This window comes from Methylobacterium aerolatum, assembly GCF_022179085.1.
Classification (GTDB): Bacteria; Pseudomonadota; Alphaproteobacteria; order Rhizobiales; family Beijerinckiaceae; genus Methylobacterium; species Methylobacterium aerolatum.
Map to the genome: position 1 here is coordinate 37,068 of NZ_BPQE01000018.1, position 20,548 is coordinate 57,615.

Sequence of the window (20,548 nt, forward strand, 5' to 3'; positions counted from 1 at the left end):
AGCGCGACGGCACCGATGCCGCGACGCAGACGGCCCGCGGCCCAGGAGACCATCATGACCGCGATCACCAATATCAGCGCCCGTGAGATCCTCGACAGCCGCGGCAACCCGACCGTCGAAGTCGACGTGATGCTGGAGGACGGCTCCTTCGGCCGCGCCGCCGTTCCCTCGGGCGCCTCGACGGGCGCCCACGAGGCGGTGGAACTGCGCGATGGCGACAAGTCCCGCTACGGGGGCAAGGGCGTGCTCCGCGCCGTCGAGGCCGCGCAGACGGAGATCCTGGACGCGATCGGCGGGATGGATGCCGAGGATCAGGTGGCCGTCGATGAGGCGATGATCGAACTCGACGGCACGGCCAACAAGAGCCGCATCGGCGCCAACGCCATCCTCGGCGTCTCGCTCGCCGTCGCCAAGGCCGCCGCCGAGGCGTCCGGCCTGCCGCTGTACCGCTATGTCGGCGGCGTGCAGGGCAGGGTCCTGCCCGTGCCGATGATGAACATCATCAACGGCGGCGCCCACGCGGACAACCCGATCGACTTCCAGGAATTCATGATCATGCCGGTCGGCGCCGAGTCGATCGCCGAAGCCGTGCGCATGGGCTCCGAGGTGTTCCACACCCTCAAGGGCGCCCTCAAGAAGGCCGGCCACAACACCAACGTGGGCGACGAGGGCGGCTTCGCCCCCAACCTGCCCTCCGCCGAGGCGGCCCTCGACTTCGTGATGCAGGCGATCGAGGCGGCCGGGTTCAAGCCGGGCGAGGAGATCGCCCTGGCGCTGGACTGCGCGGCCACGGAGTTCTTCAAGGACGGCGCCTACCATTACGAGGGCGAGGGCCGCACGCGGGACATCGCCGCCCAGGTCGATTACCTCGCCGAGCTCGTGGGCAAGTACCCCATCGTGTCCATCGAGGACGGCATGTCCGAGGACGATTGGGAGGGCTGGAAGCTCCTGACCGACAAGGTCGGTGCCCGCTGCCAGCTCGTGGGCGACGACCTGTTCGTCACGAACGTCGAGCGCCTGTCGCGGGGCATCTCCACCGGGACCGGCAACTCGATCCTGATCAAGGTCAACCAGATCGGCTCCCTCACCGAGACGCTGGCCGCCGTCGATATGGCCCAGCGCGCCGGCTACACGGCGGTGATGTCCCACCGCTCGGGCGAGACCGAGGATTCGACCATCGCCGACCTCGCGGTCGCGACGAATTGCGGGCAGATCAAAACCGGCTCGCTCGCCCGCTCTGACAGACTGGCCAAGTACAACCAGCTGATCCGCATCGAGGAGGGCCTCGGCCCGCAGGCGCTGTACGCGGGCCGCAGCGCGATCAAGCACCTCGCGAAGGCGTAGGGCAGGAATCCCCCTCTCCCCGTCCGCGGGGAGAGGCCCACCGACACCTTGTCGTGTCGGTGGGAAGCGAGGCGGCGGCCGGGGGTGATGTGACCCTCGCGCGAGCCCCCTAAACCCCCCGTTAACCCTTTCACGGCCAAGGTCGCGGCATGGTCGTCCGCCGCCGCGTCAGAATGGTCGTGTTGCCACTGGGTCTGTGGACCCTGTCGGCCCTCGTCTGCGGCTATTTCATCGTCCAGGCGGAGAGCGGCAACCGCGGCCTCGAGGCCAAGCGGGCCCTGAAGATCAAGGCCTTCGCCCTCAACCAGGAACTCTCCGCCGTGAAGGCCGAGCGGGCGGTCTGGGAGCATCGCGTCGGCCTCCTGAAGAGCGACCAGATCGACCGGGACCTGCTGGAGGAGCGCGCGCGGGTCGTGCTCGGCCGCGTCCACGCCAACGACGTCGTCATCATCGCGCCCTGAAACGGGGCTCCGGCCGTCTGCGCGACGCAGCCGGTCCGTCCCTGGCCGGTCTGACAACCGCGCGCCCCTGTCAGAGGGGCGGCCCTCGCTTTCGCGCCGCGCCTGTCCTACACCCCACTCACGATCGCGGAACGGGGGAGTAGTCGACATGGATGCTGGCAAGGTCGCTGAGTCCGGTCCCGCCGCCGCGTCGCCGGAGGCTGCCGAGGCTCACAAGCCGGCGCCCAACATGCCGCAGTTCACGCGCGACGAGGATCTCCACGCCTACCACGAGATGCTGCTGATCCGCCGCTTCGAGGAGAAGGCCGGCCAGCTCTACGGCATGGGTCTGATCGGCGGCTTCTGCCACCTCTACATCGGCCAGGAGGCCGTGGTGATCGGGATGCAGATGGCATCCGAGGACGGTGACCAGGTCATCACCGGCTACCGCGACCACGGGCACATGCTCGCCACGGGCATGGAGCCCAAGGGCGTGATGGCCGAGCTCACCGGCCGCCGGGGCGGCTACAGCCGCGGCAAGGGCGGCTCGATGCACATGTTCAGCCGCGAGAAACAGTTCTTCGGCGGCCACGGCATCGTCGGCGCGCAGGTCTCGCTCGGCACGGGCCTCGGCTTCGCGGACCAGTACCGCGGCAACGGCAAGGTCAGCCTCACCTACATGGGCGACGGCGCCGCCAACCAGGGCCAGGTCTACGAGAGCTTCAACATGGCGGCGCTGTGGAAGCTGCCGGTGGTCTACGTCATCGAGAACAACCGCTACGCCATGGGCACCTCCGTGGCCCGCGCCTCGGCGCAGACCGACTTCTCGAAGCGCGGCCTGTCCTTCGGCATCCCCGGCGAGCAGGTCGACGGCATGGACGTGCGCACCGTCCGCGAGGCCGCCGCCCGGGCGATCGAGCACGCCCGCTCCGGCCAGGGCCCGTACATTCTGGAGATGCAGACCTACCGCTATCGCGGCCACTCGATGTCCGATCCGGCGAAGTACCGGACCAAGGACGAGGTCTCGAAGATGCGCGACGAGCACGACCCGATCGAGATGGTGCGCAAGCGCCTCCTCGAACTGCACGGCGTGCCGGAGGCCGACATCAAGGCGACGGATGCCAAGGTGCGCGAGACCGTCAACGCCGCCGCCGAGTTCGCGACGAACGATCCCGAGCCGGATCCGTCCGAGCTGTGGACCGACATTCTGCTCGAGGTCGACGCCTGATCCCGGATCACGGCCCCATCCCGAGCCTCAACCCTTAGGCCGCCCCCGAAGAGAGCGACGCGAAGAACTCACATGGCGACCGATATCCTGATGCCCGCCCTGTCTCCGACCATGGAGGAGGGCAAGCTGGCGAAATGGCTCAAGAAGGTCGGCGATCCGGTGAAGTCCGGCGACGTGCTCGCCGAGATCGAGACCGACAAGGCGACCATGGAGGTCGAGGCGGTGGACGAGGGCGTCCTCGCCAAGATCCTCATCGACGAGGGTACCGAGGGCGTCGCCGTCAACACGCCCATCGCGATCATCGCGGACGAGGGCGAGGACGTGGAGGCCGCCGCCGCCGCGGGCGGCAAGGCGAAGGCCGAGGCGCCGAAGGCGAACGGCCACGACACCTCCGTCGAGCCCGGCGGCGACAAGCCGGCCACGATCGCCAAGACCGAGGACGACGCCCCCCGCGCCCCCGCCGCCCCGGCCACGATCACCGCCAAGGCGAACGATCCCGTCATGGAGGAATTCCCCACGGGGACCGAGATGGTCACGATGACCGTCCGCGAGGCCCTCCGCGACGCCATGGCCGAGGAGATGCGCCGGGACGGCGACGTCTTCATCATGGGCGAGGAGGTCGCGGAGTACCAGGGCGCCTACAAGGTCACCCAGGGGCTGCTGCAGGAATTCGGCGCCAAGCGCGTGGTCGATACCCCGATCACCGAGCACGGCTTCGCGGGCATCGGCGTGGGCGCGGCGCTCGCCGGCCTGAAGCCGATCGTGGAGTTCATGACCTTCAACTTCGCCATGCAGGCGATAGACCACATCATCAACTCGGCGGCCAAGACCCTCTACATGTCCGGCGGCCAGCTCGGCTGCCCCATCGTGTTCCGGGGGCCGAACGGCGCCGCGGCCCGCGTCGCCGCCCAGCACAGCCACGACTACGCGGCGTGGTACTCCAACGTGCCCGGCCTCAAGGTCATCGCGCCCTACACGGCGGCCGACGCCAAGGGCCTGCTGAAGGCCGCGATCCGCGACCCGAACCCGGTGATCTTCCTCGAGAACGAGATCCTCTACGGGCAGACCTTCCCGGTGCCGAAGCTGGACGACTTCCAGTTGCCGATCGGCAAGGCCCGCATCCACCGTCCGGGCACGGACGTGACCATCGTCTCCTTCTCCATCGGCATGACCTACGCCCTCAAGGCGGCGCAGGCGCTCGCCGAGCAGGGCATCGAGGCCGAGGTGATCGACCTGCGCACCATCCGCCCGATGGACAGCGCCACGATCGTCGAATCGGTGAAGAAGACCGGCCGCTGCGTGACCGTCGAGGAAGGGTTCCCGCAATCCGGCATCGGCGCCGAGATCTCCGCGCGCCTGATGGTCGATGCCTTCGACTTCCTGGACGCGCCCGTGCTGCGGGTCACCGGCAAGGACGTGCCGATGCCCTACGCCGCCAACCTCGAGAAGCTCGCCCTGCCGAACGTGGCCGAGGTGATCGAGGCGGCCAAGGCCGTCTGCTACAAGTGAGGGGCGAGGCACCCGCCTCCGCCCCACCGCTTTCCCGCCTCCTGCAGCAGACGGGCCGCGACCGATGAGCCAGGATTTCGCCGAACTCTCCGCTCCCCCCGATGCCCTCGAACAGGGCGGCATCGAGGTGTTGCGCGCGGCGGTGGTGGACGGCGCCGTGAGCGTTGCGCTGCGCCGCTCCTTCGACGATCCAGCCACCTGGGGGCGGCTGCTGGTCGATCTCGCCCGGCAGGCGGCCCGCGCCTACGCCGTCGACACCGACCTGTCGGAGGAGGAGGCGTTCGAGCGCATCCGTGCCGCGATTGAGGCGGAATGCCTCGATCCGGGTGCGTTCAACTGACGGCGGCCCGATGGCCCAGGCCGTGCCCCGTCCCGCCACCTATGCCGACCTCGAGGCGGTGCCGCCGCATCTCGTCGCCGAGATCGTCGACGGGGTGCTGGAGACGCATCCGCGTCCGCGGCCGCGCCACGCCTCGGTGGCCATAGGCCTCGGGGCGGAGCTTCAGTTTCCTTACGGGCGAGGCCGCGGCGGTCCCGGTGGATGGGTCTTCATGGCCGAGCCGGAGTTGCACCTGGGCTACGACGTAGTCGTCCCCGACCTCGCCGGCTGGCGTCGAGAGCGGATGCCGGTCGAGCCAGATAAGGCTTACATCGAAACCCCGCCCGACTGGGTGGGCGAGATCCTCTCTCCCTCAACCCGCCGCCTCGACCTCGGCCCGAAGCGGCGCATCTACGCCGAGGCCGAAGTGCCCTTCCTCTGGTTTCTCGATCCCGACGAGCGCACGCTGGAACCCTTCGCCCTGACCGGGGGCCGGTGGCTCCTGCTCGGCACCGTGGTCGGAGGCGAGAGCGTGTCGCTCGCCCCCTTCGACGCCATCACCTTTCCCCTCGACGACCTGTTCCCCTTCGCCGATCCGGCCGCTTCGGCCCCGCCCGAGACCTGACCACCATGCCGATCAACGTCCTCATGCCCGCGCTCTCTCCCACGATGGAGAAGGGCAACCTCGCCAAGTGGCTCAAGAAGGAGGGCGACGCCATCAAGTCCGGCGACGTGCTCGCCGAGATCGAGACCGACAAGGCCACGATGGAGGTCGAGGCCGTGGACGAGGGCGTGCTGGCCAGGATCGTCGTGCCGGAGGGCACCGCCGACGTGCCGGTGAACGACCTCATCGCCCTCATCGCGGGTGAAGGCGAGGATCCGGGCAGCATCCAGGCCCCGGCCGCCGGCGGCGGCAAGGCGCCCGAAGCCCCCAAGGAGACCCCGAAGGCCGAGGCGAAGCCGGCGGGCGACGCCCAGATGTCCTATACCCGCGTCAACGAGGCGCCCGACGCCGCCAAGGCGGTGAACCCCGCCGCCGGCCAGCCCTCGGCGCCCACCTCCGCCGGCGGGGAGGGGGGCCGCGTGTTCTCCTCGCCCCTCGCCCGGCGCCTCGCCAAGATGGAGGGGATCGACCTCTCCGCCCTCAAGGGCTCGGGCCCCCATGGCCGCGTCATCGCCCGTGACGTGACCGAGGCCAAGGCGAGCGGCGGCGCGAAGGCCAGCGACGGGACCAAGGCTGCCGCCGCGAAGGCCCCCGCCGCCGAGGCGGCTCCGGCGCCGAAGGCCGCCGCCCCGGCCGCCGCCGCGCCCGCGCAGGGCATGACCACCGAGCAGGTCAAGGCGCTGTTCGAGCCGGGCTCCTACGAGGAGATCACCCTCGACGGGATGCGCAAGACCATCGCCAAGCGGCTGGCCGAATCGAAGCAGACGGTCCCGCACTTCTACCTGTCCCTCGACGTCGAGCTCGACGCGCTGCTCAAGCTGCGCGAGCAGGTCAATGCCGGAGCGGGCAAGGACAAGGACGGCAAGCCCGCCTTCAAGCTGTCGGTGAACGACTTCGTCATCAAGGCCCTGGCGCTCGCCCTCCAGCGGGTGCCGAACGCCAACGCCGTCTGGGCGGGCGACCGGGTGCTGAAGTTCAAGCATTCGGATGTCGGCGTCGCCGTGGCGATCGAGGGCGGGCTGTTCACCCCGGTCATCCGCAAGGCCGAGCAGAAGACGCTCTCGACCATCTCCGCCGAGATGAAGGACCTCGCCGGCCGGGCGCGCTCGCGCAAGCTCAAGCCGGAGGAGTACAACGGCGGCTCCACCGCCGTGTCGAACCTCGGCATGTTCGGGATCAAGAACTTCCAGGCGGTGATCAACCCGCCCCACGGCACGATCCTCGCCGTCGGCGCGGGCGAGGCCCGTATCGTCGCCAAGGGCGGACAGCCGAGCGTGGTGCAGGCCATGACCGTCACGCTCTCCGTCGATCACCGGGTGGTGGACGGCGCCCTCGGCGCCGAGCTGCTCCAAGCCTTCAAGGGGCTGATCGAGAACCCGATGGGAATGCTGGTGTGAGTGGATTTCCCCTCCCCCTTGCGGGGAGGGGTTAGGGGTGGGGGTCGCGACGTGGGTCGACAGTGGCAGGATCGATGATGCCCTGGTCGGAGACTCCCTCTCGGCTTGTCACACCCCGTGCTGCCCGCCACGCCGCATCCCTGCGGCGAAATCCGACTGATGCCGAACGGCGGCTGTGGTGGCACCTGCGTCACCGGCTGCCGATGCCTGGCACCCACTTCCGGCGACAAATCGCCATCGAGAGCTATGTGGCCGACTTCTGTTGCCTGGGCCATCGTCTGATCGTCGAACTCGATGGCGACCAGCATGGCCATGAGCACCGTCTCGCCTACGACAAGCGTCGGACGGAGACCCTGGAGCGGCGCGGCTACCGCGTCCTCCGCTTTCCCAATCACGTCGTGATGCGCGAGATCGACAGCGTTCTCGACACCATCGCCGCCGCACTCTCGCTCGGCGCCCCCTCCGGAACCACCCCCACCCCCAACCCCTCCCCGCAAGGGGGAGGGGAGTAGGAGGTCTTGATGTCTGAAACCTACGACGTCCTCATCATCGGCGCCGGGCCCGGCGGCTACGTCACCGCCATCCGCGCGGCGCAGCTCGGCTTCAAGACCGCCGTGGTGGACCGCGAACACCTGGGCGGCATCTGCCTGAACTGGGGCTGCATCCCGACCAAGGCGCTGCTCCGCTCGGCCGAGATCTTCCACTACTTCCAGCACCCCGGCGAGTACGGCCTGACGGCGGAGAAGGTCGGGTTCGACACTTCGGCCATCGTCAAGCGCTCGCGCGGCGTCTCCGCCCGCCTCAACGGCGGCGTCGGGATGCTGCTCAAGAAGAACAAGGTCGATGTGATCTGGGGCGAGGCCACCGTCGATTCGGTCGCCAAGGGCAACCAGCCCGGTCAGGTCACCGTGAAGGAGACCAAGCGCGCCGAGGCGCCGAAGGGCGCCAAGGGGGCGGGGAGCTACAGCGCCAAGCACATTATCGTGGCGACGGGCGCCCGGCCCCGCGCCCTGCCCGGCATCGAGCCCGATAAGAAGCAGATTTGGACCTACTACGAGGCCATGGTGCCGGAGGCGATGCCCAAGAGCCTGCTGGTGATGGGCTCGGGCGCCATCGGCATCGAGTTCGCCTCGTTCTACCGCACCATGGGCGCCGAGGTGACGGTGGTCGAGGTGCTGCCGCAGATCCTGCCCGTGGAGGATGCCGAGATCGCCGGCATGGCCCGCAAGCGGTTCGAGAAGCAGGGCATCAAGATCCTCACCGGCGCCAAGGTGACGAAGGTCGAGAAGGCGGCGGATTCCGTCACGGCCACCATCGAGACCGGCGACGGCAAGACACAGCAGATCAAGGCCGAGAAGATGATCTCGGCGGTGGGCGTCGTCGGCAACATCGAGAATCTCGGCCTCGAGAAGCTCGGGGTGAAGACCGACCGGGGCTGCATCGTCACCGACGGGCTCGGCCGCACCAACGTGCCCGGCCTCTACGCCATCGGCGACGTGGCCGGGCCGCCGATGCTGGCCCACAAGGCCGAGCACGAGGGCGTCATCTGCATCGAGACCATCAAGGGCCTACACACCCACCCGATGGACAAGGGCAAGATCCCCGGCTGCACCTACTGCCAGCCGCAGATCGCCAGCGTCGGGCTCACCGAGGCCAAAGCCAAGGAGCAGGGCTTTGCCGTCAAGGTCGGCCGCTTCCCCTTCGCGGGCAACGGCAAGGCCATCGCGCTGGGCGAGCCGGACGGGATGATCAAGACCGTCTTCGACGCCAAGACCGGCCAGTTGCTCGGCGCCCACATGGTCGGGGCCGAGGTGACGGAGCTGATCCAGGGCTACGTCGTCGCCATGAACCTCGAGAGCACAGAGGAGGAACTGATGCACACGGTGTTCCCGCACCCGACGCTCAGCGAAATGATGCACGAGAGCGTGCTCGATGCCTACGGCAAGGTGATCCACACCTGAGGCTGTCCGCAGCGGGATGAACGGCCTTTTTCGCCGTTCATCCCAGTATTAAAACCCAGAGTTGCAAGACAACGTGTGTGGAGCCGCAAGCTCTCTTTTAGTCTTCGTCTTGCGTAGAGACCGGATCGTCTTCACACTCGCTCGGCTCGCGGAGGACGCGGCCCTGGAGTGTGAGCATGAAGTGTCGGCTCGTCGTAGCGGTGTTGGCGGCCGTTGGTCTGAGCGGATGCGCCTCGACCGCGCGCAAGGCGGGGATCCCGATGGTCTTCGTCTCGACGCCGCCGGGGGCGAGCGTGACGATCACCAAGCTCTACACCTGCTCCAGCACGCCCTGCACCATCCTGGTCGACCGGAACGACGCCTTCGATGCGACCTTCAGCCTGGCGGGCTACCAGCCGCAGACCGTCCCCGTGAGGAAGCTCCTCATCCCCAAGGGGCAGATGGCCAAGGTCGGCATGGGAATCGGGATGGTCGGCGTCGGCAGCGGCGGCGGCCTGGGCTTCGGAACCGGCACGGGAGTGGACGTCGAACTTGGGCCGAACCCCGTCATCGTCACCCTCGAACCCGAGAAGCCGCCCGCTCCGCCTCGCCGCCGCCTGAAATCGGCACCGCTTCCGGCGGCCGAGCCGGCGGCCCCGCCACGCCCGACGTTGGGCGTACGGGAGGGCGATCCGGCATCACCGCGCCAAGCTGCCCCTCCTGCGATCCCTCAAGCGACCCCTCCTGCCAGAACTCCTGCCACCCCTGCGGCCATTCCGGACGAGTTGAGGGGCCGGCGGTGATCGACGCCCGCCGGCACAATTCCAAGTATTAATGTGTCTTGTTGGCACAACTTTAGCGGTGATTTCTTCCACACTCCGAACCATGAGCTAACTTGTCGCAGGCTGATCGTCCGCCCATCGTCGGACGCCGCAAGGATGCGGCTGAGGGGAAGACGATGGACTTTCGAATAGCCATGGCCGTCGCGATGGCCATGGGATTGAGCGGATGCGGATCGATCGTCCGTGGAACGGACGAGCCCGTGGCGTTCGTGTCCGATCCCGCCGGCGCGCGGGTGACGACGGACAAGGGCTACGCCTGCCCGGAGACGCCCTGCCCCCGCAGATCAAGCGGAGCGACGAACTCATGGCGACCTTCGAGAAGGACGGGTTCCGCCCGCGCTCGGTGCCGGTCCGGACCGAGATCGTCGGCAAGGGCGGCGCGGCCGTGGCCGGAAACATCCTGGCGGGGGGCGTGATCGGGCTGGGCGTCGATGCGGCGACGGGCGCGGCCTATGACCATACGCCGAACCCGGTCAGCGTGACGCTGGAGCCGGCTCGCCCGGCGGCCGCACCGAAGCCGAGGCGGTCCCGGAAGCGGGCCGCCCCCGAGACCTGAGGCCGGCGGGAGGCGGGTGATGGACAGCCGGGTTGGCCGCGTCCGGGAACCCGGACGCGGCCAGGTGGTCGAGACCGATCAGCGGCCGGAACCGGTCGTCGCGCCGCCCTTGAAGCCCGAGGCGTTCGGCGAGCCGTGCATCTTGCCGTCCTGGGTCGCCGCGCCCGGCGCGGTGGCCGTGCTTCCGGTGACGTCGCCCCGGGCGGCGCCCTGCGCCCCGTCCTTGCCGAAGCCGGCCGCGTTCGGCGAGCCCTGCATGCGCGTCACGGCGTTGCCGGTGGTCGTCTGCGTCGCCGGTCCGCTCTCGGTGGCGAAGGCCGCCGTCCCGAGGCTGATGAGGCCGGCGGCGGCAATGAGTGTGGTCGTCTTCATGGCGGGTTCCTTATCCAGTGTTTCGCCCTCTCTGGGGGCCGTTCGTCCGATCCGGACCCGGGGGCGTGTGCCGGTTAACGTCGCCGCCCCCGCTCCGTTCAATTCGCCCGGCCTCGGCGGAGACCGGCGCGGACCCCGCTCAGGCGTCCTCCACCTGTTCGACATCCTCGGGCGACGGGACGTAGGCGCACCATTCACAGATCCCGCGCTCGGCACCCCGTGGGGCGTTGCGCTGGGAGCAGAGAGGGCAGACGAGGACGACGAGGCGTGATCCGAGGCGGAGGCCGAGGCCCCGGCCCCGGAAGGTCACGGGCGTACTGGCGCCCGGCACGTCGTCGCCGGTCATGGGGCGGTCGCGCGGTGCGGCGTGGTACGGTCCCGGTCTGGCATTGTGCGATCCCCCTGCGAGGGGATAATCCACGGCAACGCTAATGGCTCCGCTCGCCGTGCGGGGCCGCCGAAGGCGCCACGGGAGCGAGGACCGATGCCGGAGACCACCTTGGACGGGCCCGCCCTGCCGGGTGTCGCGGACGTGGAGGCGGCCTCCCGCCGCCTCGCGGGCGTGGCCCATCGCACCCCCGTCCTGACCTCGCGCACCGCCGACGCGCTGACCGGCGCCCGCCTGTTCTTCAAGGCGGAGAACCTCCAGCGGGGGGGCAGCTTCAAGTTCCGGGGCGCCTACAACGCGATCAGCGCCCTCCCGGAGGCGGTGCGGGCGCGGGGCGTGCTCGCCTTCTCCTCGGGCAACCACGCCCAGGCCATCGCCCTCGCGAGCCGGCTGCTCGGCGTCCCCGCCGTGATCGTGATGCCGGAGGATGCCCCCGCGGTGAAGGTCGAGGCGACCCGTGGCTACGGCGCCGAGGTGGTGAGCTACGACCGCTACAGCCAGGACCGCGAGGCCCTGGGGCGGGAGATCGCGCAGGCCCGGAACCTCACCCTCATCCCGCCCTACGACCATCCCGACGTCATCGCCGGGCAGGGCACCCTGGCCCTGGAACTGATCGAGGAGACCGGCCCCCTCGACATGCTAGTCGCCTGCCTCGGCGGCGGCGGGCAGCTTTCCGGCTGCGCCCTGGCGGCGACGGCGCGCTCCCCCGGCATCGCGGTCTACGGGGTGGAGCCCGAGGCGGGGGACGACGGTCGCCGCTCCTTCCGCGAGGGCCGGATCGTGACGATCCCCGTGCCGCGGACCATCGCGGACGGGGCGCAGACCACCTATCTCGGCCGTCTCACCTTCCCGGTGATCCGCGAGCGGGTCACCGACATCGTGACGGTGAGCGACGCCGAATTGGTGGAGACGATGCGCTTCTTCGCCGCGCGGATGAAGCTCGTGGTGGAGCCCACCGGCTGCCTCGCGGCGGCGGCCGTGCTGCACGGCAAGCTCGACGTGCGCGGCAAGCGCGTCGGCATCGTCATCAGCGGCGGCAATGTCGATATCGCGGCTTTCGCGCGGCTCGTCGGCTGAGGACGTTCCGGGCCCCGAAGGTCCGGCCGCCGGGGACCCTTCCTCGCCCCGGCATGGCGTGAGGGTCCGCGCGGCGTGTGGACCGGCGGGCAAGTCATGCTTATCTTAAAGGTCGTGGTCCAACGTCCCACGGGCCTTGAACCCGGTCGGGCCGGAGAGTGATGATGTCGAGCTTCAAGGTAATCTCGCTGACCGAGCGCGCGGCGGATCGGATCAAGGCGATTATGGCGCAGGCCGACACGCCCGTGGCGGGCCTGCGCGTGGGCGTGAAGAACGGCGGCTGCGCCGGCATGTCCTACACGATGGAATACGCCGACGAGCGCAAGCCCGGCGAGGACGTGGTGGAGGATCGCGGCGTGCGGGTCTTCGTCGATCCGAAGGCGGTGCTGTTCCTGCTCGGCACCGAGATGGACTTCACCACCAATAAGCTCGCCTCGCAGTTCGTGTTCAACAACCCGAACCAGACCTCGGCCTGCGGCTGCGGCGAGTCCGTGGCGATCACGCCGGTCTCGCCGGAGCGGGTGCCTGCCACGGTCTGACGGGGCTTCGCGAAGGCGACCTCCGGCCGGGCCGGGCCCCGCGCCCGGCCCTCGATGGGTCCGCCCCTCAGGCGGCCTCGGGGGCGGCGAGGGCCCCGTCGCTGACGACGCGGTTCCGCCCCGCGCGCTTGGCGGCGAACATGCAGAGGTCGGCCCGCTCCAGCAGGGAGGCGGGCGTGTCCCCGCCCCGGTACTCGGCCACGCCGAGGGAGACGGTGACCTTGCCGAGGGACTCGCCCGTCGAGCGCTTCACCAGTTCCCGGCCGAGGAGGTTCGTGCGGATCGTCTCGGCGGTGCGGACGGCGGTCGCCCGGTCGGCATCGGGCAGGATAATGCCGAACTCCTCGCCGCCGAACCGGGCGAGGTGGGCGGTGGGCCCCGTGCTCTCGCGCATCACCACGGCCACCAGCCTTAGCACCTGATCGCCGGTGAGATGACCGTAGAGGTCGTTGAACCGCTTGAAGAAATCGATATCCACGACGATCAGGCTGAGGGTGCCGGCGCGGGCGACCGCGCCGAGCGCCCCCTCCAGCGTCTCCTCGAAATGCCTGCGGTTGGCCAAGCCGGTGAGGGCGTCGGTGAGATTCTCGGTGCGCGTCGCCTCGAGCTTCTCGCGCAGGGTCTCGATCTCGTTGCGGCTCTCGTTCATCCGCAATTCGAGGACCCGGTTATTCGCCACGACCTCGCGGGTCGTCACCGCCAGGGAAGCCAGGATCTCGGCGAGACGCACGCCGCTGATCGCGTCCGCCGACAGGTCGTGCGTGAGGCTCGACAGCGACTCGCCGTAGAGGCGTGTGGAGCCGAGGGAGAGATCGAGGATCTCCATCACCGCCGCCAGTTCGGCCAAAATCGTCCTGCTGACGACCTCCGCCTCGGCGATCCGCCGCTGCTGGCCGATGTAGCACTCGTGGAGTTGGTCGATGTCGGCTTCGGTCAGGTGCCCCTTGTCGGCGGTCAGGCGCTTCACCGCATCGACGAGGGTCGGCATCTCCCCGGACACGTAGGCGTACCACACGGCGTAGGACCGCGGCGTCGCCGCTGGCCCGTAGTCGCGCATGAGTTCATGCGTCCGCTTCGCCAGGGCGAAGCTGCGATCACGATCCGGGAGAGCGCTCTGGGTCATCCTCACCTGCCGCACGGCGAGGCAATCCTCTCGGACCGCGTCGCGCAGGTTAAGAACTAACCGACGTTGGTAGATACTCGGTTAATAGGGCAGGAATCATACAAAGCAGGCGGACAGTCCGTCTCCGCGGGACCAATGTTCTCCCGCGGTCTAAGTCGCAGCCGCCGCACCGTTTCACCCCTCGCTCGACGGTTCACGACGGGCCCCGAGCCTGTGGCGGGACACGAAGGACCGTCCGCGACGGGGACTACCGCTCGCGCTTGACCGACGTCGGACGCAGCAGGAAGGCCGGCACGTGCGAGCCGAGACCGACGGGCGTGTCGTCCTCGGCCTCGTTCCCCCGGCCGGATCGCGGCGCCTGGCGGCGGGGGCTTTCGCGGCGGGCCGGTCCCGGCCTCGGCGAGGACGGAGCCTCGGTCGCGCGCTCGGCCCTGGGCGCCTCGTCGGCGCGGGCGGTCGCGCGTTCGGCCCTGGGTGCCTCGTCGGCACGGGTGGTCGCGCGGCTGCGCTCGCGCCCACCGCTCCGGCCGCCGCGGCCGGACTCGGTCCGGCCTCCCTCGCTCCGGCCCGACTCGGCGCGGGGCGTCTCGCTCCGGGCCTCCCCGCGCGATCCCTCCGTCCGGGCCGTCTCGCCCCGGCCGCCGGCCTTGGTGCCGCGGCCGCGCCGCTCGCCGCTCCGGCCCCGGTGGCGGCTGCGCGGCTCGTCATCGGAGGCCGCAACCGTCGACAGGTCACCGTCGAGCCAAGGGATCGGCTGGCCGATCAGCGACTCGATGGCTCCCAGCGACCGGTCGTCCTCCGGGCTCACGAGGGTGAAGGCTTGGCCGGTGCGGCCGGCGCGCCCCGTGCGCCCGATCCGGTGGACGTAATCCTCCGGGTGGCGGGGGATGTCGAAGTTGAAGACGTGGCTCACCGCCGGGATGTCGAGGCCGCGCGCGGCGACGTCGCTCGCCACGAGCAGGGCGGTCTCGCCGTTGCGGAAGGCATCGAGGGCGGCCGTGCGGGAGCGCTGGTCCATGTCGCCGTGTAGGGCGGCGGCGTCGAAGCCGTGGCTGACCAGCGACTTCTGGAGGGTCGCGACGTCGCGCTTCCGGTTGCAGAAGATGATCCCGTTGGTCAGGTGATCCTCGCTGCGGATCAGCTGCCGCAGCCGGTCACGCTTGGCGTAATCCGCCGCGCCCACGGCCACGAGGCGCTGGGTGATGGTGGCCGCCGTGGAGGAGGCGCGCGCCACCTCGACCCGCTGCGGGTTGTGCAGGAACATGTCCGCCAGCCGCTCGATCTCCGGCGGCATGGTCGCGGAGAAGAAGAGCGTCTGCCGGGTGAACGGCACCATCTTCACGATGCGCTCGATATCCGGGATGAAGCCCATGTCGAGCATGCGGTCCGCCTCGTCGATCACGAGGAGTTCGACGCCGGTGAGCAGCAGCTTTCCGCGCTCGAAATGGTCGAGCAGGCGGCCGGGCGTGGCGATCAGCACGTCGGTGCCGCGGGTCAGCTTCGCATCCTGGTCGGCGAAGGAGACGCCGCCGATGATCAGCGCCACGTTGAGCTTGTGGTTGGTGCCGTAGCGCTCGAAGCTCTCCTCCACCTGGGCCGCGAGCTCGCGGGTCGGCTCGAGGATGAGCGTGCGCGGCATCCGGGCCCGGGCGCGGCCGGTCTCCAGCAGCGTCAGCATCGGCAAGGTGAAGGCCGCGGTCTTGCCAGTCCCGGTCTGGGCGATGCCCAGAACGTCCCGGCGCGCGAGCACATGGGGAATGGCCTCGGCCTGGATTGGCGTCGGCTCGGTGTAACCGGCGGCCGTAACGGCCTGCAGGACTTTTTCACTCAGTCCCAGATCAGAGAACGGCATTGCGTGTCGGCAACTGTTGCGCGCCCGGCCGGCGCGAAGGACATCGTCGCGGCAACGATCCGGGATTGAGCGGACGCACGGACGGGCGCACGACCGCCGAGCGATCACCCCTCCACCTATAGTCTTGTCGTCGCTTGTCAATCTCGCGGGCCCGGGAAGGGCGGGACGACGCCCTAGCTCCGCGCCCGAAGAGGCGATCGCCGGCCGTCGCGCGGGCGCCGGGCCCAGTCCCGGCTGCGCGGGCGCGGCCGCATCATGGTTAAGCGAGCCTGACCGGCTCCGGAGCCATTGTGCCGAAAGCGTCCTGAAATAAAACGCCTGCCCTCCGCCCCGCCTCGGCCCACCAACCAAATGTTCGGTGCTGGACGCCACCCTTCTGCCGCATTTAGATCTCGATCGCCGCCTCAATATCGGCCGATCGACTGGTGGCGGACCACGTGTGCGCTGGGACACATCGCTTCTCACGTCGGCGTTACGACTGCATAACCTTCACCTTTCGTTGACTCGGTCTGTCTAATCTGACCCTGCTTGTTGCAGGAAAGCGACAGACCCGTTCGCCTCAAGCGCCTAGAAGGCCGCCGGCCTAAGCCAACCCAGGACGCAGTACCCCATGAAAAAGCTTCTCCTTGCATCGACCGTTCTCGCCGGCCTGACCGCGGCCGCCTCGGCCGCCGACCTGCCGCGCCGCGCCGCCCCGCCGCCGGTCTTCACCCCGGTTCCGGTCTTCACCTGGACGGGCTTCTACGCCGGTTTCAACGCCGGTTACGGCTTCGACGCCTCCTCGAGCCGCCCCGCCACGGTCGTCGGCGTTCCGGCCGGCACCGGCATCTTCGCGGATGCGGCCGGCGCCAACAACATCCCGGGCGTGCTCGCCTTCTCGAACCGCAACAACAACGAAGGCTTCGTCGGCGGCGGTCAGATCGGCTACAACTACCAGTTCACGCCGGGCTCCGGCATCGTCGTCGGTGTCGAGGCTGACGCCCAGTACGCCGACTTCGGCCGTCAGCGGAACCGCTTCGCCTTCAACACCCTGGGCGTTCCCGGCGGCATCGTCCCCGGCACCCTGGTCTACAACCCGAACGGCCTGTCGGGCCTCGACTACTTCGGCACCGTGCGCGGCCGCCTCGGCTACGCCTTCGACCGCACCCTCGTCTACGCCACGGGCGGCTTCGCCTACGGCGCCGGCGGCGGCCGTCAGTTCGGCACGGGCGTGTCCTCCGACGACTTCCAGACCGGCTACACGGTCGGCGGCGGTGTCGAGTACGCTCTCCCGACCGACTCGTTCCTGAACTTCTTCCGCTCCTCGGCCGTCACGCTGAAGGTGGAAGGTCTCTACGTGAACCTCGACCAGAACCGCCGCTCGGCCGGCGCCTTCGCCACCAACGCCGCCGGCACCACCTTCTCGACCGTGACGCCGGGCATCGCCCTGCTCGCCGGCCCGGCCAACGTCCGCCGCGAGACCGAGTTCGCCGTCGTCCGCGCCGGCGTGAACTACAAGTTCGGCTCGTACTAAGACCCTCTCACGGCACTCCCCCTGCGCCGACGAGGCCGGGGGGAGTGCTCCCGGTTGCCGGGGGTCCCGTGAGGATTTCTTCGATTCCGACGCTCCGCCGCGCCTGTCGGGCGCGGCGGGGCCTCACCCGGCGGAAGCCCGGCCCCACGGCCGGGCTTCCGTCGTTTCGGGGGAGGGGTTGCGGCGCGGTGACCGGGAACCCGCCCTCGCGGCGACCCATTGACCGGCACCGGCCACCACGCATCTGACCGCGTGGCTTCGCCCCCGTCGAGGTGCCTCCCGATGCGTCCGCGTCCCTGCGTCGTCCCGTTCGTCCTCTGCATCCTCTGGGGCCCGCCCGCATGGGCCCAGGAGGCCACGGTCATCGGCCAGGAGACGATCCTGCCTGGCACCGGCCCCGGCACCGCCACGGACGGAGCCGGCGGCGGCGGCCTGATGCAGGCGGGCAGCGAGACGGAGGCGCAGCGGCGCCAGAACCTGAAGCCCGCCATCCTGCTGGCCTCCCACGCCATCGGCATCACCGTGCGCAACCAAGCGGGGGAGAGCGTGGGCAAGATCGACGACCTGCTCCTGGAGGGCGGCCGCATCCGGGCGGTGGTCATCGATGTGAGCGGTTTTCTCGGGATCGGCGGCAAGCGCATCGCCGTCGAGCCGACGGCCCTCGTCCTGCGCCCCGGCGGCGACCGCTTCTCGGCGATCCTCCAGATGAGCAAGGACGCGATTGCCGGAGCCCAGCCCTTCGACCCGGCCAAGGCGATTCCCGCTTCGAAGTAAGAGGATCCTGAAGGACAAGTCCCTTGCCGGGGTCCAGGGGCAAGGCCCCTGGATGTTGGCAGGGCTCCGCCCTGCACCCGCCAGAGGGCTCGCCCTCTGGACACCCCGTTCAAATGTCGAGGTCGGCGCCCTCCGTGAAGGCCGCGCGCTCGGTGATGAAGGCGAAGCGAGCCTCGGGCTTGTTGCCCATCAGGCGGTCCACCGTGTCGCCCGTCGATTCCCGCGCCTCGTCGAGGACCGCAACCCGCAGGAGCGTGCGCTTCTTCGGGTCCATGGTGGTCTCCTTCAACTGCGCCGGCATCATCTCGCCGAGGCCCTTGAAGCGGCCGATCTCGACCTTGCCGCCCTTGAACACCGTCTTGACGATCCGCTCGCGGTCGGCGTCGTCGCGGGCATAGGCGACCTTCGAGCCCTGCTGCAGCCGGTAGAGGGGCGGGATCGCGAGGTAGAGGTGCCCCTTGTCGATCAGCTTGGGCATCTGCCGGTAGAAGAAGGTGATCAGCAGCGAGGCGATGTGGGCTCCGTCCACGTCGGCGTCGGTCATGATGATGACCTTGTCGTAGCGAAGGTCCGCCTCGCGGAAATTCGCCCCCGTGCCGCAGCCGAGCGCCAGGGTCAGGTCGCCGATGAGCTGATTGGCGCCGAGCTTGTCCCGGCTCGCCGAGGCGACGTTGAGGATCTTGCCCCGGAGCGGCAGGATCGCCTGGGTCGCCCGGTCGCGGGCCTGCTTGGCCGAGCCACCGGCGGAATCGCCCTCGACGATGAAGATCTCGGAGCCCGCCGTCCCGGCCGCCGAGCAATCGGCGAGCTTGCCGGGCAGGCGCAGCTTGCGGGTGGCGCTCTTGCGGGCGACCTCCTTCTCCTGGCGGCGGCGCAGGCGCTCCTCCGCCCGGTCGATCACCCAATCGAGGAGCTTGTTGGCCTGGGCCGGGGAAGCGGCGAGCCAATGGTCGAAGGCGTCCCGCACCGCCGTCTCGACGATGCGCTGCGCCTCGACGGTGGCGAGCTTGTCCTTAGTCTGGCCCTGGAATTCCGGCTCGCGGATGAAGACCGAGAGCATGGAGGCGCAGGTGGCCATCACGTCGTCGGTGGTCACCGCCGTCATGCGCTTGGCCTGGTTCACCCGCTCGGCGTGCTCGCGCAGGCCCCGGAGCAGGGCGACCCGCAGGCCCGCCTCGTGGGTGCCGCCCTCGGGCGTCGGGATCGTGTTGCAGTAGGAATGCGAGACGCCGTCGTCGGCCACCGTCCAGGCCACGGCCCATTCCAGCGAGCCGTGCGAGCCGGGCTTCGTCATCTTGCCGGCGAAGACGGTGTCGAGGACGAGGTCCTTCCCCTCGATGTCCCGGGCGAGATAGTCCGACAGGCCGCCGGGGAAGCGGTGGACCGCCTCGGCCGGCACATCCTCCATCCCCTCGACGAGGGAGGGGGCGCAGCGCCAGCGGATCTCGACGCCGCCGAACAGGTACGCCTTCGAGCGCGCCATCTTGAACAGGCGGCGGGGGTCGAACTTCAGCGAGCCGAAGATCTGCGCATCGGGGTGGAAGCGCACGCGGGTGCCGCGCCGGTTCTGCACCCGGCCGACCATTTCCAGCGCGCCCTGCGAATGGCCGCGCGAGAAGCACTGCCGGTAGAGGGTCTGGTTGCGGGCGACCTCGACCTCCAGCACGTCGGAGAGGGCGTTCACCACCGAGATGCCGACGCCGTGCAGGCCGCCGGAGGTCTCGTAAACCTTCGAGTCGAACTTACCGCCCGCATGCAGGGTGGTCATGATGACTTCGAGGGCCGACTTGCCCGGAAACTTCGGGTGCGGGTCCACCGGGATACCGCGGCCGTTGTCGGTGACGACGAGGGCGCCGCCTTCCTCCAGTTCCACCTCGATGAAGCTCGCATGGCCGGCCACCGCCTCGTCCATGGAGTTGTCGATCACCTCGGCAAAGAGGTGGTGGAGCGCCCGCTCGTCGGTGCCGCCGATATACATGCCCGGCCGCCGCCGGACGGGCTCCAGCCCCTCCAGCACCTCGATGTCGGAGGCGGTGTAGCCCGTCTCCGGGTTGGCCGCCGTCAGGGTCGCGGGCGAGGCCGCCTCCGTGAGGCGACGGCGGGGGTCCGAGGGGGAGGGGGCCTTCTGGGCCGCCTTCGGGGCCCCGTCGGGGCCGAAGAGATCGCGCGCCGGATCGCTCACGCGGGCACTCCCACGGACGGCGACGATGGGTGCGGGGGAAGCTTTGCGTCTGGGAGCATGCGCCTTCATCTCGCCAGCATAACGGAACAAAAAGGAAACATCAAAGCCCCGGAGGACCGCCTCGCGGCGGCCGAACGCCATCGTTCAGGAGGGCGAACGGGACCCGGCGCAGCCGGGAGGGTGCGACCGAGTGGTTAACGCTTCCCGTACCGGACCGGAAGCCCGGAACCAAAGGGCAGGACTATCGTTGCGGAGTCACAACCTTGACTATCGCAAGGGTGCCGACCATGACCCCGGAAGCGAACGAAGCCCGTCACCTCGACCTCGTCCGCTTCGAGCATGCCGCAGGCGCCGCCTTCGGCTATGAGGCCGACGACGACCGCACCCCCGCCCGCTTCGCCGTGGCCCCCGCCGCCTTCGCAGTGGCGACCTTCGCCACCGCCGTTGCGGCGACACTCACCTATCTGATCTGAGCCGCATCCGACCGGG

21 protein-coding genes are annotated in these 20,548 nt (G+C 69.6%); 16 read left to right on the top strand and 5 right to left on the bottom strand.

The genetic code is table 11. From position 1 onward, the window contains the following. Positions 1 to 54: 54 nt before the first annotated feature. The 11 genes from eno to MFF06_RS13255 all read left to right on the top strand — a co-directional run bounded on the left by eno (position 55) and on the right by MFF06_RS13255 (position 10,239). A complete protein-coding gene (eno, locus tag MFF06_RS13205; protein ID WP_238204552.1) occupies positions 55 to 1,344 on the top strand; it encodes a phosphopyruvate hydratase in 1,290 nt (429 codons plus the stop codon). A gap of 149 nt (positions 1,345 to 1,493) precedes the next feature. Beyond that, positions 1,494 to 1,805 (top strand): FtsB family cell division protein, encoded by a 312-nt coding sequence (locus MFF06_RS13210; RefSeq protein WP_238204554.1) that lies wholly within the window; start codon positions 1,494 to 1,496, stop codon positions 1,803 to 1,805. A gap of 148 nt (positions 1,806 to 1,953) precedes the next feature. Next, positions 1,954 to 3,012 (top strand): pyruvate dehydrogenase (acetyl-transferring) E1 component subunit alpha, encoded by a 1,059-nt coding sequence (gene pdhA, locus MFF06_RS13215; protein WP_238204555.1) that lies wholly within the window; start codon positions 1,954 to 1,956, stop codon positions 3,010 to 3,012. Positions 3,013 to 3,084: 72 nt separating this feature from the next. Next, complete coding sequence (locus tag MFF06_RS13220; RefSeq protein WP_238204557.1) at positions 3,085 to 4,521, top strand: pyruvate dehydrogenase complex E1 component subunit beta; 1,437 nt, start codon at positions 3,085 to 3,087, stop codon at positions 4,519 to 4,521. Positions 4,522 to 4,585: 64 nt separating this feature from the next. Next, positions 4,586 to 4,861: a DUF5076 domain-containing protein gene (locus MFF06_RS13225; protein WP_238204559.1), complete on the top strand. Its 276-nt coding sequence runs from the start codon at positions 4,586 to 4,588 to the stop codon at positions 4,859 to 4,861. 10 nt (positions 4,862 to 4,871) lie between these two features. Next, the gene (locus MFF06_RS13230) at positions 4,872 to 5,465 is read left to right on the top strand and encodes a Uma2 family endonuclease (RefSeq protein ID WP_238204562.1); all 594 of its coding nucleotides are present in this window, start codon (positions 4,872 to 4,874) and stop codon (positions 5,463 to 5,465) included. A 5-nt stretch (positions 5,466 to 5,470) separates the two neighbouring features. Next, a complete protein-coding gene (locus MFF06_RS13235; protein ID WP_238204563.1) occupies positions 5,471 to 6,901 on the top strand; it encodes a pyruvate dehydrogenase complex dihydrolipoamide acetyltransferase in 1,431 nt (476 codons plus the stop codon). A gap of 77 nt (positions 6,902 to 6,978) precedes the next feature. Beyond that, positions 6,979 to 7,413, top strand: a complete 435-nt coding sequence (locus tag MFF06_RS13240; RefSeq protein ID WP_373323115.1) for an endonuclease domain-containing protein — start codon at positions 6,979 to 6,981, stop codon at positions 7,411 to 7,413. A gap of 9 nt (positions 7,414 to 7,422) precedes the next feature. Then, positions 7,423 to 8,862, top strand: a complete 1,440-nt coding sequence (lpdA, locus tag MFF06_RS13245; RefSeq protein WP_238204564.1) for a dihydrolipoyl dehydrogenase — start codon at positions 7,423 to 7,425, stop codon at positions 8,860 to 8,862. A 176-nt stretch (positions 8,863 to 9,038) separates the two neighbouring features. Continuing rightward, complete coding sequence (locus tag MFF06_RS13250; RefSeq protein WP_238204565.1) at positions 9,039 to 9,644, top strand: hypothetical protein; 606 nt, start codon at positions 9,039 to 9,041, stop codon at positions 9,642 to 9,644. Between the two features lie 343 nt (positions 9,645 to 9,987). Continuing rightward, positions 9,988 to 10,239 (top strand): hypothetical protein, encoded by a 252-nt coding sequence (locus MFF06_RS13255; RefSeq protein WP_238204566.1) that lies wholly within the window; start codon positions 9,988 to 9,990, stop codon positions 10,237 to 10,239. A gap of 78 nt (positions 10,240 to 10,317) precedes the next feature. Here MFF06_RS13255 and MFF06_RS13260 read toward each other — a convergent pair whose 3' ends face one another. Beyond that, positions 10,318 to 10,611 carry a hypothetical protein gene (locus tag MFF06_RS13260; RefSeq protein WP_238204567.1) on the bottom strand — a complete coding sequence of 98 codons (294 nt, stop codon included), beginning with the start codon at positions 10,609 to 10,611 and terminating at the stop codon, positions 10,318 to 10,320. Positions 10,612 to 10,750: 139 nt separating this feature from the next. Next, positions 10,751 to 10,957 (bottom strand): hypothetical protein, encoded by a 207-nt coding sequence (locus MFF06_RS13265; RefSeq protein WP_238204568.1) that lies wholly within the window; start codon positions 10,955 to 10,957, stop codon positions 10,751 to 10,753. Positions 10,958 to 11,095: 138 nt separating this feature from the next. Between MFF06_RS13265 and MFF06_RS13270 the strand changes: the two genes are divergently transcribed. Both MFF06_RS13270 and MFF06_RS13275 read left to right on the top strand, forming a co-directional pair. Continuing rightward, entirely contained in the window at positions 11,096 to 12,076 is a 981-nt protein-coding gene (locus MFF06_RS13270) for a threo-3-hydroxy-L-aspartate ammonia-lyase (RefSeq protein ID WP_238204569.1), read from the top strand. A 161-nt stretch (positions 12,077 to 12,237) separates the two neighbouring features. Then, positions 12,238 to 12,615 (top strand): HesB/IscA family protein, encoded by a 378-nt coding sequence (locus MFF06_RS13275; RefSeq protein WP_238204570.1) that lies wholly within the window; start codon positions 12,238 to 12,240, stop codon positions 12,613 to 12,615. Positions 12,616 to 12,682: 67 nt separating this feature from the next. Here MFF06_RS13275 and MFF06_RS13280 read toward each other — a convergent pair whose 3' ends face one another. Continuing rightward, positions 12,683 to 13,738: a GGDEF domain-containing protein gene (locus MFF06_RS13280; RefSeq protein WP_238204572.1), complete on the bottom strand. Its 1,056-nt coding sequence runs from the start codon at positions 13,736 to 13,738 to the stop codon at positions 12,683 to 12,685. Positions 13,739 to 13,985: 247 nt separating this feature from the next. After that, complete coding sequence (locus MFF06_RS13285) at positions 13,986 to 15,590, bottom strand: DEAD/DEAH box helicase (protein WP_238204574.1); 1,605 nt, start codon at positions 15,588 to 15,590, stop codon at positions 13,986 to 13,988. A 610-nt stretch (positions 15,591 to 16,200) separates the two neighbouring features. Here MFF06_RS13285 and MFF06_RS13290 point away from each other — a divergent pair. Both MFF06_RS13290 and MFF06_RS13295 read left to right on the top strand, forming a co-directional pair. After that, complete coding sequence (locus MFF06_RS13290) at positions 16,201 to 17,103, top strand: outer membrane protein (protein ID WP_238204575.1); 903 nt, start codon at positions 16,201 to 16,203, stop codon at positions 17,101 to 17,103. Positions 17,104 to 17,385: 282 nt separating this feature from the next. Beyond that, positions 17,386 to 17,877, top strand: a complete 492-nt coding sequence (locus MFF06_RS13295; RefSeq protein ID WP_238204576.1) for a PRC-barrel domain-containing protein — start codon at positions 17,386 to 17,388, stop codon at positions 17,875 to 17,877. 109 nt (positions 17,878 to 17,986) lie between these two features. Here MFF06_RS13295 and parE read toward each other — a convergent pair whose 3' ends face one another. Continuing rightward, a complete protein-coding gene (parE, locus tag MFF06_RS13300; RefSeq protein WP_238204577.1) occupies positions 17,987 to 20,059 on the bottom strand; it encodes a DNA topoisomerase IV subunit B in 2,073 nt (690 codons plus the stop codon). 287 nt (positions 20,060 to 20,346) lie between these two features. On the opposite strand from parE, the gene MFF06_RS13305 reads away from it, so the two are divergent. Next, a complete protein-coding gene (locus tag MFF06_RS13305) occupies positions 20,347 to 20,532 on the top strand; it encodes a hypothetical protein (protein WP_238204578.1) in 186 nt (61 codons plus the stop codon). Positions 20,533 to 20,548 lie beyond the last annotated feature (16 nt).